Origin of the sequence: Shigella sp. FC1544 (genome assembly GCF_001722145.1) — a bacterium.
Lineage (GTDB): Bacteria > Pseudomonadota > Gammaproteobacteria > Enterobacterales > Enterobacteriaceae > Escherichia > Escherichia coli.
This window is the reverse complement of the sequence record NZ_MECT01000355.1, coordinates 1-16,734: the sequence shown is the minus strand read 5'-3', so window position 1 is coordinate 16,734 and position 16,734 is coordinate 1. Positions and strand designations below refer to the sequence as shown.

The window sequence follows — 16,734 nt, the reverse complement described above, 5'->3', positions numbered from 1 at the left end:
CGCAAACACCCGCACTCGGGGAAGGGAGTGCGGGCATAAGTGGTGAGATTAAGAGGATAATTCGTGCGTTTTGCCATCCGGCGCACGATTATTCAGCACATCGTCCAGTTTTTTGTGGTCCAGTTCTTTCACCCACTTAGCAACGACAATGGTCGCTACGCCGTTACCGACCAGGTTAGTCAGCGCACGAGCTTCTGACATAAAGCGGTCGATACCGAGGATCAGCGCCAGACCCGCTACCGGCAAATGGCCCACCGCAGAGAGCGTCGCCGCCAGCACGATAAAGCCACTACCCGTTACCCCTGCCGCCCCTTTAGAAGAAAGCAGCAACACGATTAACAGCGTGATTTGGTGGACGATATCCATCTGACTGTTAGTGGCCTGGGCGATAAACACCGCCGCCATTGTCAGGTATATCGATGTGCCATCAAGGTTAAACGAGTAGCCTGTCGGGATGACCAGCCCCACCACCGATTTGCGGCAGCCGAGTTTCTCCATCTTGTCGAGCATACGCGGCAGCGCCGACTCGGAAGATGAAGTCCCCAGTACAATCAGCAGTTCTTCACGGATGTAGCGGATAAATTTGAAGATACTGAAACCAGTCGCTTTAGCGATTGAACCCAATACCAGCACCACAAACAGGATACAGGTAATATAGAAACAGATAATCAGCTGCCCCAGTTGCACCAGTGTGCCGACGCCGTATTTACCGATGGTAAACGCCATTGCCCCGAACGCACCAATAGGTGCCAGACGCATGATCATATTGATGATGCCGAAGATGACCTGCGAGAAACTTTCGATCACGTTAAAAATAAGTTGGCCTTTGCTGCCCAGACGGTGGAGCGCAAAACCAAACAGTACGGCAAACAGCAGCACCTGCAGAATGTTACCGCTGGCAAATGCGCCAATGACGCTCGCCGGAATGACATCCATAATGAAGGCGACAATGCCCTGGTCTTTCGCCTGATCGGCGTAAACCGCTACCGCTTTCGCATCAAGCGTTGCCGGATCGACGTTCATTCCGGCACCAGGCTGCACGACGTTAACGATGATAAGACCAATAATCAGCGCGATGGTACTGACAATTTCAAAGTAAAGCAGTGCGACTGCGCCGGTACGACCGACCGCCTTCATGCTTTCCATGCCCGCAATGCCCGTTACGACGGTACAAAAGATGACAGGAGCGATGATCATCTTAATGAGCTTAACGAAGCCGTCGCCAAGCGGTTTCATTTGCTCGCCTATTTCAGGATAGAAATGGCCAAGGAGAATACCAATGGCTATCGCTGTCAGGACCTGAAAGTAAAGGCTTTTAAACAGAGAGGTTTTCATAGGGTGTCCTTTAGTAAAACTACAGGTCTTGTAAGGTTATGAGGTACCTGCGGCCTTAAAATAACACCCAGACAACATCACAGAAATGTACCTGGATCATAATTGAAACAAAAAGGTTAAAAAGTTTGAGCTGGCTCGCACAAACCAGCACTTTTTAAAGTTTTGTAATCAGTTTGGGGTAGCTACTTTTCTTCCAGGTAACTCTCTTCGAAGATTTCAATAGGGAGTGGGCGAGCAAAAAGGAAGCCCTGGGCAATACCAACGCCCGCTTTTGCCAGCCAGTCGCGTTGTGCTTCAGTCTCCACGCCTTCGGCAATCATTTGTAAGTTCAGGCTCTGCGCCAGCATGATAATTGCAGCAATCATGCTGCTATCTTCCGGCAAGCCTTCAACAAACATTTTGTCGATTTTCAGTACGTCGATTGGCAACGATTTCATATGCTGCAGCTGACGCAGCCCTGCGTAGCCCATGCCGAAATCATCCAGCGCCACCCGAACTCCGGCATTGCGCAGCGGACGGAGGATTGCCACCGCAGCATGAGGGTCGTCAATACGTCGGCTTTCTGTCACTTCCAGAATCAGTGTTCCCGGCTGAATGCGATAGCGGGTTAACAGTTCCAGCATATCCGCCACCATATTTGGGTGCATCAGTTGCAGCGCAGAGAGGTTTACCGACAAGAGCAGCATAATGCCGCGCTCTTGCCAGGCTGCAAGCAATCGACAGGACTCTTCCAGCACCCAGTGACCGACGGTAACCATCAGCCCACAGCACTCAATGCGATCGATTAAGCCATCCGGCAGGTCCCAACTGCCATCCGGTTGCTGGATACGCAGTAACACTTCCGCACTGACCAGTTTACCGCTGGTCATCTCGACCTGTGGCTGTAACCAAATAGCAAACTGATGATTTTCCAGTGCATTAAGGATATCGCTCTCTTCCGTCAACCGCTTCTGGGCGGCTTCCATCTGCTGCGGATCAAAGAACTGAATCTGATTCTTGCCTTTATGGCGAGCGGTAAATGCCGCAGAAATAGCGCGACTGTAAAGCTGTTCGGCGGTGAGATCGCCGTAGAACATCGCCACGCCAATGCTACAGTGCGGACGGAGTTGAATACGTTCAATCGGCAGGCGCTCGCTCATGATAGTGAGCACTTGCTGACCTAAGGTGATTGCGTGCCACGGTTCCTGTACACCGTTGGCAATGACAGCAAAGTCATAACCGCTAATCTGCGCGAGGATCATACGTGGCGATAGTACCGATTTGAGTTTTTCCACCAGCGTCAGCAGCAGAATTTCTCGTTGCGCCTCTTTCAGCACGCCCGCAGTATCACGCAGGGTTTCACAGGTGATGATCATCAGCGCGGTGGTTTGTTTACGCGCGACAACCTGCTCCAGCATCTCCATCAGCAAGGCTTTGTTCGGCAAATCCGACACCGGGAAGCGCATCGCATTTTCGTTCTGTTCTTCATAATGGCGCTGCAGCAATTGCTGGTTGAGGTTGTAACTGCGCACCAACATACCGATTTCATCGTCCTGATGCAGACGCGGTAATGCCAGTTGGTGACCAACAAGCTCCTGGGCTGGGATGGCGTTAAGTTCGCAAGCAATATTGCGTAACGGATGCAAAATCAGGCGGTTAATGCACCAGCTGATGGCGACGGTCAGGATAAGCGACAAAAGTAAGTAAATGGTCACTAACGTTGAGAGGGTGCTCATCACGAACTTATACATACGGAAGGAATCCGCCTGTAGTACCAGATAGGCAATTGGCTGCGGGTTTGCCGGACGTTCGAGCGAGTAAACGCCCAGCGAGATTTGAACCGGTAGCTCAAACAGGCGAGTAACCATTACCGGCACCGGGCGCTCTGGAATAAAACTTTTACGCAGCGCCTGGAACTGGTTAGGCAGCACTACATCGGCACGGCTGACCACGCCTGCCGGTTTAATGCTGGCAAGAATAGCTTCCGCTTCGGGAATATCGCCTTTCAAAATAGCTGAAGATAAGGGTTCGCGTACAGAGCGAGCAATGCTTTCCAGTTGCGTAGCCGTGTTATAGCGATTCTGCTGGACCAGATGGAACAGCAAAACGGTGCAAAAAATAAAAACGAACACCAGGACAACGGCTGCCACCATTGCCATCTGCTTGATTGTTAACGAGCGACTTACGCGCAAATTGTCTCCCCCCGGAAATCCCAGATTGCCGCCCGAGTATACCCGATCGCAGCGGCATTAAGAGAGGCGCTATCTGAAAACTTACCAGCCGGCGTAAGGTATCAGCGGCTGCGGCGGTAAATCCATGTCACCCTGCCATCCGGCGGCGGAATAACGTACGTAGAGCAGGAAATGGCTGGGTGCGTAATCTTTCGCCTGCTGGATATCAATTGCCGTGCCAACAAACCAGTTGGAAGTAACACGTCGTTCAAGTAATGCCCGCGCCGTGTAGCCGAAGCCCTGACTGCTGCCGCCATCGTTGGATTGCCGCGCAGCTTCTTCCTGCCAGTCGGTCGGGATCAGATTCATCAGCGGATAACGCGGCATGGTTTGGTGCGTGAATGCGACCACGAGCCAGACGCCCCCAGCTCCCACGACCAGTTTTCCGTGCGCTCCCGCCACATCACCGGTATAGCAAACGACAGGTATTCCTGCGGACTGTAGTAACCGCCCTGACCGAGTGAGTAGCCACTCAGATCTTTGTCGTAATGCCAGATCATGTTGTTCAGGCCGATTGTGACGCGGCGATTGTTCTGGTTAATGACCTTATAGTAATAGCCCGTCATCCAGCGCACGCGCCAGTTATCTTCGACATTTTTACCGGTTAACTGGTCGCCACTAAGCGATGCCCAGACGCCGTTTGCTTCACCTTTATCGTAGCTCAGACTTAGCCCCACACCGTCGGCACGTACGCCACCCCATTTTTTCCCGGTATTGCTCGGGGAGTCTTTTTGCCCACCAAAGGCCAGCAAAGAACTGGAGATGGGCCGACGGTGGGCGTTAACGGTGTAACCCAGCGGCCCGATATCATCGCTGTAACTGATGCCGCCGACCACATCCACCACGTTGAAGCCCATCGGCGTGGTACCGATATCCCAGCTCCAGACGTCATTTCGCCAGCCGACCGCCACGCTGGCACCGGAGTCCGACTGGCTGCGGTTGCCACTACAGTCCTGTAATGTACAGGTGCCCCAGTTGTCATCCCATTTGCCATCGGCATTAGTGGAGAAACTGCCGACGTTCATATTGACGAAATCACTGCGAAAGAACATCCGCCCGTCAGAATACGGCGCATCCACCTGCAACATGGTAGTGTGCGCTTTCAGATCGGAGTAACCACCGGTGCCGCTCGAACCCCAGTAATCGTGCTCGAGGGTGACGTTAAGATCCTGCTGGCGATAGAGGCCCGCCGCATCGCTGCGCACGCCGCGTTTCAGCCAGTCATCTTTCTCGTCGTTACGGGTCAGTCGGGTGAATGTGTCGTTATCCTGCGGACGCGTCGTAGTCACACCGGATGCGACCATGGCGTCTTTGTAGGTTTCCAGCGCCTGCTTTGGATCGCCCGCCTGCGCTTCAAACTTCGCACCGTCGCGCAGCACCATCGCGCTTTCCATCGACGGTGGCTGAGATTTTGCCTGCGGGATCAACTTATTAAACGTCTGCTGCGCCGCTGCGGTATCTCCAAGCTGCGCCTGCGCCTGCGCCTGCGCCAGCGCCACGCGCCGCTGTGTGTTCAGCGAGGCGTTATCGGTAGCGGGCAGCTTCGCCAGCTGGCTACGTGCCGCCGCTGTGTCACCGGCAGCAATATCCACTTCCGTCAGCCCCAGAATGGCATCGGCGTTAGTTGGCTCCAGCGTCAGGACATTCTGATATGCAGCGCGGGCGGCGGTGTAATCACGTCGCTGCTGCGCCCAGTCAGCCAGCGTGAGGTCAATACGCGTGGAAGGTGGTTGCTGACGCAGCATCGCTTCCGCTTCCGCTTCAGCTTCTTTGCCGCTTTCTCGCAGGCGATTAGCGGTTTCCAGCACCTGATCGCTTTGCAGTCGATTAACCAGCTCCTGAATATTGCTGTTCCACTGCGCGCGCGGCAGGCTGTTGATATGCGCCAGCGCCGCTCTGTCCTGGTCATGACCAGAGAGGTACAGCCCGTAAGCGTAAACCTGCTCCGGGTCGTTCGGCTTCTGCTGCGCCAGATTGCGCATTAACGTATCGGCCTGGCTGCGTTGTCCGGCCTGCCAGAGATCCTGCGAAAGTCGGTAAGTAATCCATACGCTGCCGGGGTCCAGCGCCAGTCGTTGCCGCTGAAGTGCTGCCGCCTGCGCCCATTTGCCCTGGTTTTCCAGTGCCTCTGCCTGCTGTGCCAGACGGTCGTTTTGCAGGCTGCGTTCGATATCATCAATGCTACGCCGCTGACTGGCAGAGAGCGAGGCGATAAACGCTTCAGCTTTTTCTGGCGATTGCTGGCGGTAAGTATTTGCCAGCCCGCGCACGGCGTTAGTGTTGCCGCTGTCCATACGCAAGGTCTGCTGATAATAACGTTCGGCGGCGGGATAATCTTTTCGCGCCATCGCCACATCGCCCAGCCCCAGCACTGCATAACTGTCGGTGTTATCGACATTACGCGCCTGCTGGAACAGGCGTTCTGCCCGGTCAGGATTATTGGCTTTCAGCGCAGCATCGCCCTGCTGGATCGCCAGCCAGTAGCGGTTTACTTTCAGCAGACTGTTCCATTTGTCGTTGTTGCTGCTGTGCGGGTCCAGTGCGAGGGCTTTTTCCAGATTCGCCACTGCATTGGCGCGATCGCCTTTCTGAGAATACGCCTGGCCCAGCGCCCCCAGAGCTTCACTGTCTTTCGGGTTCGCCCGCACCGCCTGTTGTAGTTCGGGAATGGCTTTACCCGCCATACCAGAGTCCACCGCCGCTAAACCTTGCGCACGAGCGCGGAAAGCAGGATCGGCCAGCTGTTTTTGCTGTTCTGCCAGTTGCGATTGCGCAGCCGCCACGCTATCGCCATCACTAAAGATCGAGAGATATTTTTTCAGCGCCGACACACTGGCATCACTGACGGGCATGTCTTTAATCTGCCCGTACCAGATTTTAGAGGCCCCTTCGCGCCCGGCGTTCGATTTTGCCATCTGTTCCAGGACGGCAAAACCTTCGTCACGGCGATCGCTACTAAACAGCAATAGCGCCAGATTGTTTTGCAGGCCCGTATTGCCCGGTGCATCCGCATTGATGCGTTTTAACTGATTAATCGCTTCGCCACGGCGAGCCGGAATTTTCGCCACCGTACTCCAGTACTCGACAGCAATGTCACCTTCCGGCGGCGCACCGTTGAACAGTTTGTTGTAACTCGCCACAGCTTCTTCTGCATGACCGGTCGTCGCCTGCAATCGTGCCTGTTGCAGTGCCTGACGACCATCCGGCGTGGAAAGTAGCATCGTAGTCCGCGACGATTTATACGCATTTGAACTCGGCGCTAACTGCGACAGCCGATCGAGCTGTTTTTGCGCGCCATCAATATCGCCCTGACGTAACAAAGAACGGAAACGGGCGGCAACGACGTCCGGGTTATTCGGATCAATAAGTTCCAGCCGATATAACGACTGTTGCACCAGATCTTCACGATGGGTCGCTTCGCCTAACCGAACTTGCTCCAGCAACTGTTGCTGAGCGGTTGGTGCTGCCTCGACCATCGGCATGACGGCCAGACCGAGGGAAAGCGTGAATATGTTTAGTGTGAATTTGCGCATTCCTGGCCCCAGTCAGGTAATAACTCACCTTTTGTCGAGAAGCGGAAACGGTGTTGATCCCAGCCTTGTCCAAACAGGGTCAGCACATAGTTGTAATAGGCATCGCTGCCGGGAAAGTTATCGGCCACGCGCTGGCGCTGAACGGCCTGCGCATCGCGGTTTTGTAAAAAGGGCAGCATGGCGGCAGAAAAACCGACTGGTCCTTTACCCTGCGCTTTCCCCGTAGCCACATCCACTTTTTCCGGCGGATAACCGTTTTTCTCAGTGAATGTCGCCATCGGTTTAAACCGGTTGAGCATCCGCGCTTTCTGCGGATCGCTGTCAGGCATCATGCCTACCCACATGTAAACGCGGATGGCGTCGTAGCTGCTGATCAATGTTTTTTCGGCTTTTAGCTGCCAGCCTTTGTCTTTCTCATAACGCACCCAGTCTGGCGAAAAGCCTTTCGGGGCGGTTTCCAGCAATAAACGTTGATTGGTTTCGCGCAGCGTAGTCCACGGCGCGCCAAAGCGGGTGAAATACTGCGCCAGCGTCGGCGGCAGGTAGCTGGGGTTAAAACGCCAGCTGTTATCCTCAGCAAAACCCACTTTGCCCGGTAACAACATGGAACCCAGCCCAGGCACCGTCACCACTTCCTCCCGCGCGATACGTTTTAGCAACGCGCTGCCGATGTCGGTATAACGCTGCTCTTTCCACAAACGCCCCGCCTCCAGCAACGACCAGGCCATCCAGACATCACCATCGGAGGCCGAATTGCTGTCCAGCACTTCCCACTTACTGTTCTCTTTCTTGCCCCACAGCCAGGCGGGCAAACGTTCTTTTAAAGAACCCTGAGCGAGATTGTTCTGCGTCCAGTCGAGAATATTATCGAAAGCTGCACGGTCGTTAGCCGCCAGGGCAAAGAACATACCGTAACTTTGCCCTTCGGAGGTGGTGATTTTGCGCGCGTCGCTGGGGTCGATGACGCGCCCTTCCTGACTGATGTAATCCTTTTTAAACTGCTCCCAGGCAGGCCAGGTACAGGCTGCCTGAACACTAAAGGCAGCCAACAACAGCATCGTCACGATTCCACTACGCAACACATTCATCTTCAATTACTCGTTATCCGGGTTAAGACGACGACGACTAATAATTCGCAGCAGACGCCACAGTACCCATGCCAGCAATATCACACTGATAGCCGCCAGCACCGCCAGCAGAATCGGATGGTTTGCCAGCGCATACCACACGCGCTCGAACCACGGCAGATGACCTACGTAATAAACGTCGCCAACACGTAGGCTGTTGATACCGGACTCGCGGATCACCGCGACCGAACCGAACATGGTGGCGCGTTTGCCGCTATCGTTCACCGCATCGTTAAGCATTTCATAACCGCGTGGGCTATCTGCCAACAGCGCAATCACGCTGCGCTGGTCGTTATACGGCGACTGGAAGCCAATCACCGCCGCCATCGCACCGGAAGAGGTCAGCGTTGACCGGGTTTCTGCCGCGCGATCGCTCTCGTCCGGCACAATGCCGGGGAACGGGGTCTGGCGCATCGGTGTTTTCACCCAGCTTTCGGTCGCCTGCACCAATAGGTCGATCTGCTTATCGTCTTTCAGTTTGTCCGGGATACCACCGATGATCATGATGTCGGCATCTTTGCCCTGAATGGTGCTGCCATCATCGGTCACCGTCAGATTAATCGCCGGGAAGCCCGTCTGTGCGCCGATAAAACCAACAGTATTCAGCAACGTTTCCATCTGTGCTTCGTTAGGCGCTTTCGGCATCACGGTGATGGTTTGCGACAGATCCGCCATCCGGCTGAATGGGAAGCCCGCGTTAGCAAAGGCGCGTAGATCCGGCATCGGGATGAAGTGGTAATACTTCGAGAAGTCGATGGTGGAGTCGTCACCAATCACCACATGATTCTGCACCGGCTGGAAGGTAATACAGTTATCCACCGAACCGCCCGGCATCGGGTTCATATACTCAAAGTCGAAGCGCAGCTGGTTGGTCGCGCCCAGTTTCAGCGCCGGAATAGAGACATCTGTTTTGCCATCCAGCAAACCTTGTAATACCGGAATCCGCAGCAGCAGGCGGTTCGCCTCCTGTTTGCTGCTCAGGTTGAAGGATTGCAGGAACTGGTTATTCAGGCTGATATCCATCCGCGAACTGTCTTTCACCGGCGGCATGGTGTAGCGGTAATTAATATCCATATCAATGCCGGTACTGCGCATCAGGTAGAGATCCGGCGGCAGGTTTAGCGAAACGTTAATCGCTGCTGGCTCAAGACCGCTGGATTGTAACTGTTCTTCATAGGTTTTCAGTTCGCCAAATGTGACCGGACGATCGGTACGTACCCAGTTCGGCGCATCGTACGGCTTACGCGGTAGCAGCGGTTTCACTTCATTCACTACCACGCTTTCACCACGGAACAGAATGTTACCCTGAGCGATACCTTTCGCTGCCTGCAACAGGTCTTTGTCGTCACGACCAAACACCACCAGCAGTTTGACGTAAGGATTCTGCGGATGGTTGATCATCTCAATCACCGGGGCTTTTACCGCCGGATGATCGCGCAGGAAGTCCGGCCGTTTGTCGTTGGTTGCAAAGACAATGGCATTACGATCCGGCAGTTGGTTATAGAGCACCGGGAAGTTCTGCCCACGCCAGCCAGAACGCGAACCAAACCACGAGGCGACAATGGCAGATGCTTGTTGCAGCCCAACATCCGGCGCACCCGCAAAGACCATCGGCAAGGTGTTAGTACGGTTATCGCGCGGGTCAAAGAATGGCACCGGGAAGTGTGACAGGTCATTCTTCACATTCAGGGTCTGATAGGTCAGATCCAGTCCACTGCTCCGCCCAACATCCAGCCAAAGCGTGGTGCTGGCCGGGTTTTCGCACACGTCCTGATAATGGCCGACAAACTCCAGCCGCACACGGTTGAAGTCGGTAATAAACAGTGGGTTAATGGGCATTTGCGCCAGCGTTTTTTTACCCAACTGTTCTTTGGTCACTGGCAGTACGCCCATCAGCTCATCATTGAGATAAACCTTTAACTGCGACTGGACAGGCAGTAACGATGGCGATGGCATGTATTCGAGGTTGAGCATCGCCTTCGTCACCACTTCATCGCTGCGCATACCAAACTCAATGCTGCCGTTCGGGTTAATGCCACGTAGCACCATGCTGCCCGGCGGCGGCGCAATTTGCGCAAAGGTCAGCTTCACATCACGCGAAGGACCGTTCTGCGCCACGACTGGCGCATCAGCGCCCTGCACGCCCGGCATCACTTGCCCCACCTGCGGATTTTGTTCCGTCTGGGCGACTACAGCTGGCTCAGCATTGATCAGTGGTTGCGTTGCTGGCGTCGCCTGCGTCATGAAAGAGGGGAACGCACTCATCCCCATAGCCACTGCACAAATCCAGAATAGTTTTCTTTTCATCGCGTTATCATCATTGTTGAGCCAAAGCCTGATCCGATGGTTGTGCCGTTTCGCTCCGCTCCGGGCGGCGCAGAATAAACGATACAACCCAGGAAACCAGAGAAGTCAGCACACGGAATATGCCCTTCACCGAAGAAGGCGCAAACTCCGCCAGATGGCGGTAGCCACGGAAGCCGAGCTTCAGAATATCCAGCAGACTTTCCAGCGGCTTATCTTCCGGGTAGCTGTCCTGCCAGAGCGCCCATGTATCCGCACGGGCAAACGTACACTGCACAAAATCGATATGTTGCTGGGTGGTGAGCGGCATTAATTTCAGCCCAACTTCATTACCCATCACGCGCGCCACCTGGGTCGGGAAGACGTATTCCTGCTGACCGCGTTTAAGCAACAGATTCACTTTCTGCCCTTCCAGAATCTGCGCCTGACCGTTGATCTTGATCCCCAAACCACCGTCGGAGAAATCCTGAACGGTACACGAAAAGAGGTGACCATCTTCGCGGGCAATTGCCGCGGGCATCGTCATCTCCACGCGGTGCGATCGGCGTACCTGTTTGCTTTCTACCGATACCGCAACTGCGCCGCCAAGAACAATCAGGTTGTAGAACACCCACACCATACTGACGACCACGGTGAGCATCTCGGTTGGCGGGCCATAGAAGTAGCGCCAGATGCCGACCGCAACACCCACCAGGTTGAGCAGAACAAGGAAGATGTAGGGCCGCGAGATCACCCAGTCGACGTACTCTTCTTCCACCAGTCCACCTTTGGCGGTGACGTTAAATTTGCCTTTGTGCGGGTTAATCAGCGCCACCAGCGTCGGTGGTGCGATATACCACGCCAGCACCGTTTCGTAGATTTCACTCCAGAAAGAGTGGCGATATTTGCCCTGGATCTTCGAGTTGGTCAGGCTGGCATGGATCATATGCGGCAGCACGAACAGGGCGATCATCAACGCTGGCGCATAGATGATGTAGGCATGAAGCAGCAGGAACGCCAGCGGCGCAGTCAGGAAGATCAGTCGTGGAATGCCCGACAAGAAGTGGAACATGGCGTTGACGTAGCACAGCCGCTGGGCGAATTTCAGCCCTTTACCGGTAAGCGGGTTATCGAGACGGAAGATTTGCACCATCCCGCGTGCCCAGCGAATACGCTGACCGATATGCGCCGACAGACTTTCGGTCGCCAGCCCCGCCGCCTGCGGAATACGCATATATGCAGAGGTGTAGCCACGACGGTGCAGGCGCAGAGACGTGTGCGCATCTTCGGTTACCGTTTCGACAGCAATACCGCCAATTTCATCCAATGGTTTGCGACGAATTACTGCACAGGAACCGCAGAAGAAAGTGGCGTCCCACATATCGTTGCCATCCTGCACCAGACCATAGAACAGCGTGCCTTCGTTCGGCGTTTTACGAAAACGCCCCAGGTTGCGTTCAAACGGGTCCGGCGAGAAGAAGTGGTGCGGCGTCTGCATCATCGCCAGCTGTTTCTCTTTCAGGAACCAGCCCATGGTCATTTGCAGGAACGATCGCGTTGGTACGTGGTCGCAGTCGAAAATCGATACGAACTCGCCTTTGGCATATTTCAGCGCATTGTTGATGTTGCCCGCTTTCGCATGTTCATGAGTGGTGCGGGCGATATATTTCACCCCCACGTTTTGCGCAAACTGGCGAAACTCTTCCCTGCCGCCGTCATCGAGGATCCAGATGTTCAGTTTGTCTTTCGGCCAGTCGATACCCAGCGAGGCGTAAATGGTATTTTTCACCACGTTGAGATCTTCGTTGTAAGTCGGGACAAAGATATCCACCGACGGCCACAGCGACATATCTTTCGGCAATGGCACCGGCTGACGATTCAGCGGCCATACGACCTGGAAGTAGCCGAGCACCAGCACAATCCACGCGTACGTTTCAGCGAAGAGCAGAATAAGCCCGCACACCAGGCTGACCGGATCGTCCCAGTTCAGCGTAGAGGTGTAACGCCACCAGATATAACGGCAAGAAACGGTCAGCGACAGCACAATCAACATTAGCGCCGAGAAGCGCCCCGGCATCCGCCGTACGATCAGCGCTACACCCCACAGCAGCATCAGGAAGATAAACTGCGCCAGCGGGTTAAACGGTTGAGTAACGCAGATTAACGCCAGAATCAGCGAGAAGGTGACGATGATACCGAGGATCAACCGCCGCGCCCCGGCACTCAAATGACCGAGCTCTTTTTTCTCATCAAGATGCTGTGTTTTATGACTAACGCGCTCAGGCAGCTCGTTCATCCATTGATGGTAACGTCCACGAATATTCTGCAGACCTGAAAATGCCCGCCTGCGCGGTTTCGGCGTTTCTTTGCGCGATGTACCGATCAGTAACCAGCATGTTTGAATGAAATAACGGACCGGGTCCAGCGGACGCGGACGCGAGGCGTTGATATGCGGATACAGGTTTTTATGTTCTGCGCGAATACGCTGCCAGCGCGGGTGCTCCAGCGGAATAAAAATCCAGGCCAGGATCATCCAGAAACAGCCGAGCGTCGCGCTGAAAGCCGACGCACCGTGACGACGATAATCGCGATAACGCCCGATAAGCCGCGCGTTGACCGGCGGGATAAGCAACCACCGGGTCAGGATACTCATGATGCACTCCCGACTGGCGTTTTCAGCCCGGAGTAGTTCAACAGGCACCAGTTCGCCAGCGTCAGTATCTCTTCAGCCGCCAGCGCATCACTGCGATATTCACCTACTGGTTGCTTAGCCGCCAGGCATTCAGCCATCGCTTCATCACGATGAATGAGCATCGGCAGTAATCGGCGCTGGCTTTGCAACCAAAGCTGGTAAATATCGTCCTGAACCTGACTGCCAATACGGAAGTCATTAATCAAAATATGTGCGCCATCCGGCAGCGCTTGCTGATGCAGTCGGATATGGCAGTTGGCATCCACATTGACGATTGCCAGCGAGTGATCGCACAAACTCAGCAGCTGGTGGGTTATCTGCGAGGCATCACGCGGTAAGTCGATTAAAATCCACAGGTAACGCCCGCTGGCTTTTAGTTGCTGTAAGCCGGAGCAAATATCGCTCAGCCGGGTTTGCCAGTGCTGTGGATTTTCTTGTTCTTCAATGGATAACTGACCAAAAGGCAGCAAATCGAGCTGCGAGGTGTAGCGCAACCCAGCGTCACGCCAGTCCTGGCCATCCAGCATCGCTCTGGCCCAGCCCTGACGGTGGGTAAAATCAACATTAAATGACAGGCGCAACAAGTTGTCCGGGCAGGCATCGACCACCAGGACATTTTCTCCCAACATTTGTAATGACCAGGCTAATGCGGCGGTGATGGTTGTTGTCCCCACGCCTCCCCGCACCCCCTGCAATCCCAGTACGGCCATTCACCAATCCCCTACTTTTGTTGCGCAAACTCTGCCAGCAACGGCCAGCGTTTTAATGCCGCGGCCAACTGTTCGCGTTGGGAAATATCGGCATAATCAATATCAGGCAGTGAAAATGCCTGCTTTAACGCCACAATATCATTCTGGAAGATATAGCCTATCGCGGGATCAGGCAGAGTATCTGGTTCATTGTTATTCATTTTGCTTGATCCTTATGAAATAACCGTACCGTTCATGAGACAATTCTAACCGTGAGCATTTCGCCGGTTTATTGTTTACGGCGAGACGGGAATTTGCTCACTTTTTGACTTTCCGTTACGCAACAGAAAAAGTTAAAAACGAAAAGACTAAAATCACACGTCTTGTGACCTTCTAAATTGATTCACATGCTAAATCTGATAAGTTTTAATTTCAATGGTAGGTTTATTTCTTAGCTTTCGCTAGTAAACTGATAATCAGACAAAATGGTGACATGAGGGACATTGTGGGCCCTGTATTCTCTATCGGTATCTCATCATTATGGGATGAGCTGCGACATATGCCAGCAGGCGGCGTCTGGTGGTTTAACGTCGATCGCCATGAAGATGCTATCAGTCTGGCGAATCAAACAATTGCATCCCAGGCTGAAACCGCACACGTCGCGGTCATTAGCATGGACAGCGATCCGGCGAAAATCTTTCAATTAGATGATTATCAAGGGCCGGAAAAAATAAAATTATTTTCAATGCTAAATCATGAAAAAGGTCTATACTATTTGACCCGTGATTTGCAGTGTTCTATTGATCCCCATAATTACCTTTTTATTCTTGTTTGCGCAAATAACGCATGGCAAAACATTCCTGCCGAGCGGCTTCGCTCATGGTTGGATAAAATGAATAAATGGAGCAGGTTAAACCATTGTTCGCTTTTGGTAATTAATCCCGGAAATAATAACGATAAACAATTTTCATTGTTGCTTGAGGAATACCGTTCACTTTTTGGTCTTGCCAGTTTGCGTTTTCAGGGTGACCAACATTTGCTGGATATTGCCTTCTGGTGCAACGAAAAAGGGGTCAGCGCCCGTCAGCAGCTTAGCGTTCAGCAACAAAATGGTATCTGGACATTAGTTCAAAGCGAAGAGGCGGAGATCCAACCACGCAGCGACGAAAAACGCATTCTGAGTAATGTTGCTGTACTGGAAGGTGCGCCGCCGCTATCGGAACACTGGCAACTGTTCAACAATAACGAAGTCCTGTTCAATGAAGCCCGTACCGCTCAGGCGGCGACGGTGGTCTTTTCTTTACAGCAAAATGCGCAAATCGAGCCACTGGCCCGCAGCATTCATACCCTGCGTCGCCAGCGCGGTAGTGCGATGAAAATCCTCGTGCGGGAAAATACCGCTAGCCTGCGCGCCACCGATGAACGTTTGTTATTGGCCTGCGGTGCAAATATGGTTATTCCGTGGAATGCGCCACTCTCCCGTTGTCTGACGATGATCGAAAGCGTGCAAGGGCAGAAGTTTAGTCGCTATGTGCCGGAAGATATCACTACCTTGCTGTCAATGACCCAGCCGCTCAAACTGCGTGGTTTCCAGAAGTGGGATGTGTTCTGTAATGCCGTCAACAACATGATGAATAACCCTCTATTACCTGCCCACGGTAAAGGCGTTCTGGTTGCCCTACGTCCGGTACCGGGTATCCGCGTTGAACAAGCCCTGACGCTGTGTCGCCCTAACCGTACCGGCGATATCATGACCATTGGCGGTAATCGGCTGGTGCTGTTTCTCTCATTCTGTCGGATTAACGATCTGGATACCGCGTTGAATCATATTTTCCCATTGCCTACTGGCGACATTTTCTCAAACCGTATGGTCTGGTTTGAAGATGATCAAATCAGTGCCGAGCACGATGTCGCCACTGGCGACGAATACCAGAACCCATGCGACTGTTAGATGATGCTGTGGAGCGCTCATCATGATGACCATCAGCGATATCATTGAAATTATTGTCGTTTGCGCACTGATATTTTTCCCGCTGGGCTATCTGGCGCGGCACTCTTTGCGACGCATTCGCGACACCTTACGTTTGTTCTTTGCTAAACCTCGTTATGTTAAACCGGCCGGGACATTACGCCGCACGGAAAAAGCCAGGGCAACCAAAAAATGACTCAATTTACGCAAAATACCGCCATGCCTTCTTCCCTCTGGCAATACTGGCGCGGCCTTTCCGGCTGGAACTTCTATTTTCTGGTTAAGTTCGGCCTGTTGTGGGCGGGATATCTTAACTTCCATCCGCTCCTCAATTTGGTGTTTGCCGCGTTTCTGCTGATGCCCATTCCGCGCTACAGCCTGCATCGCTTGCGCCACTGGATTGCCCTGCCGATCGGCTTTGCTTTGTTCTGGCATGACACCTGGTTGCCTGGCCCGGAAAGCATAATGAGCCAGGGTTCGCAGGTGGCGGGGTTCAGTACCGATTATTTAATCGACCTTGTCACACGCTTTATTAACTGGCAGATGATTGGGGTAATGCCGATCAGTTAAGGATCAGTTGACCGATCCAGTGGCTGTGTAAGAATCCGGAAACGCTCACTTGTTTCCGGATTTTTTTATGCACATCGGACAGGCTCTTGATCTGGTATCCCGTTACGATTCTCTGCGTAACCCACTGACTTCTCTGGGGGATTACCTCGACCCCGAACTCATCTCTCGTTGCCTTGCCGAATCAGGTACTGTAACGCTACGCAAGCGCCGTCTTCCCCTCGAAATGATGGTCTGGTGTATTGTTGGCATGGCGCTTGAGCGTAAAGAACCTCTTCACCAGATTGTGAATCGCCTGGACATCATGCTGCCGGGCAATCGCCCCTTCG

The 16,734-nt window shown here is 53.6% G+C and carries 9 protein-coding genes and 3 pseudogenes; 4 read left to right on the top strand and 8 right to left on the bottom strand.

Features of this window, described 5'->3' with window-relative positions:
• Nucleotides 1-48: 48 nt before the first annotated feature.
• The 8 genes and pseudogenes from dctA to bcsR form a co-directional block, all read right to left on the bottom strand.
• Nucleotides 49-1,335, bottom strand: a complete 1,287-nt coding sequence (gene dctA, locus BGK49_RS16245) for a C4-dicarboxylate transporter DctC (RefSeq protein WP_000858214.1) — start codon at nucleotides 1,333-1,335, stop codon at nucleotides 49-51.
• Between the two features lie 182 nt (nucleotides 1,336-1,517).
• On the bottom strand, nucleotides 1,518-3,506 hold the full coding sequence (hmsP, locus tag BGK49_RS16240; protein ID WP_073816776.1) for a biofilm formation regulator HmsP: 1,989 nt from the start codon (nucleotides 3,504-3,506) through the stop codon (nucleotides 1,518-1,520).
• Nucleotides 3,507-3,587: 81 nt separating this feature from the next.
• Nucleotides 3,588-7,078, bottom strand: a pseudogene (bcsC, locus tag BGK49_RS16230) (cellulose synthase complex outer membrane protein BcsC).
• Nucleotides 7,060-8,166: a cellulose synthase complex periplasmic endoglucanase BcsZ gene (gene bcsZ, locus BGK49_RS16225; protein WP_001295222.1), complete on the bottom strand. Its 1,107-nt coding sequence runs from the start codon at nucleotides 8,164-8,166 to the stop codon at nucleotides 7,060-7,062. Before bcsZ ends, bcsC begins: the two are co-directional and overlap by 19 nt.
• Before the next feature lie 6 nt (nucleotides 8,167-8,172).
• Nucleotides 8,173-10,512: a cellulose biosynthesis cyclic di-GMP-binding regulatory protein BcsB gene (gene bcsB, locus BGK49_RS16220; protein ID WP_005045907.1), complete on the bottom strand. Its 2,340-nt coding sequence runs from the start codon at nucleotides 10,510-10,512 to the stop codon at nucleotides 8,173-8,175.
• Nucleotides 10,513-10,522: 10 nt separating this feature from the next.
• The gene (gene bcsA, locus BGK49_RS16215) at nucleotides 10,523-13,141 is read right to left on the bottom strand and encodes a UDP-forming cellulose synthase catalytic subunit (RefSeq protein WP_000025867.1); all 2,619 of its coding nucleotides are present in this window, start codon (nucleotides 13,139-13,141) and stop codon (nucleotides 10,523-10,525) included.
• A complete protein-coding gene (bcsQ, locus tag BGK49_RS16210; protein ID WP_000279520.1) occupies nucleotides 13,138-13,890 on the bottom strand; it encodes a cellulose biosynthesis protein BcsQ in 753 nt (250 codons plus the stop codon). Before bcsQ ends, bcsA begins: the two co-directional genes overlap by 4 nt.
• A gap of 11 nt (nucleotides 13,891-13,901) precedes the next feature.
• Nucleotides 13,902-14,090: a cellulose biosynthesis protein BcsR gene (gene bcsR / locus BGK49_RS16205; RefSeq protein ID WP_001063318.1), complete on the bottom strand. Its 189-nt coding sequence runs from the start codon at nucleotides 14,088-14,090 to the stop codon at nucleotides 13,902-13,904.
• Between the two features lie 272 nt (nucleotides 14,091-14,362).
• Between bcsR and bcsE the strand changes: the two are divergent.
• The 4 genes and pseudogenes from bcsE to BGK49_RS16185 all read left to right on the top strand — a co-directional run.
• Nucleotides 14,363-15,846: pseudogene (bcsE, locus tag BGK49_RS16200) on the top strand (cellulose biosynthesis c-di-GMP-binding protein BcsE).
• Nucleotides 15,843-16,034 carry a cellulose biosynthesis protein BcsF gene (gene bcsF / locus BGK49_RS16195; RefSeq protein ID WP_000988308.1) on the top strand — a complete coding sequence of 64 codons (192 nt, stop codon included), beginning with the start codon at nucleotides 15,843-15,845 and terminating at the stop codon, nucleotides 16,032-16,034. The pseudogene bcsE and the gene bcsF overlap by 4 nt, the downstream one beginning before the upstream one ends.
• Nucleotides 16,031-16,396 (top strand): annotated as a pseudogene (bcsG, locus tag BGK49_RS16190) (cellulose biosynthesis protein BcsG); the annotation flags it as partial. The gene bcsF and the pseudogene bcsG, both read left to right, overlap by 4 nt.
• A 61-nt stretch (nucleotides 16,397-16,457) precedes the next feature.
• Nucleotides 16,458-16,734 (top strand): transposase domain-containing protein (locus BGK49_RS16185; RefSeq protein WP_024249094.1); only part of this gene is annotated, 277 nt, incomplete at its 3' end.

Excerpts from the sequence above, each read along its gene's own strand:
- dctA (WP_000858214.1), bottom strand. The coding sequence starts at position 1,335 with ATGAAAACCTCTCTGTTTAAAAGCCTTTACTTTCAGGTCCTGACAGCG.
- bcsZ (WP_001295222.1), bottom strand. The coding sequence starts at position 8,166 with ATGAATGTGTTGCGTAGTGGAATCGTGACGATGCTGTTGTTGGCTGCC.
- bcsB (WP_005045907.1), bottom strand. The coding sequence starts at position 10,512 with ATGAAAAGAAAACTATTCTGGATTTGTGCAGTGGCTATGGGGATGAGT.
- bcsA (WP_000025867.1), bottom strand. The coding sequence starts at position 13,141 with ATGAGTATCCTGACCCGGTGGTTGCTTATCCCGCCGGTCAACGCGCGG.
- bcsQ (WP_000279520.1), bottom strand. The coding sequence starts at position 13,890 with ATGGCCGTACTGGGATTGCAGGGGGTGCGGGGAGGCGTGGGGACAACA.
- bcsR (WP_001063318.1), bottom strand. The coding sequence starts at position 14,090 with ATGAATAACAATGAACCAGATACTCTGCCTGATCCCGCGATAGGCTAT.
- bcsF (WP_000988308.1), top strand. The coding sequence starts at position 15,843 with ATGATGACCATCAGCGATATCATTGAAATTATTGTCGTTTGCGCACTG.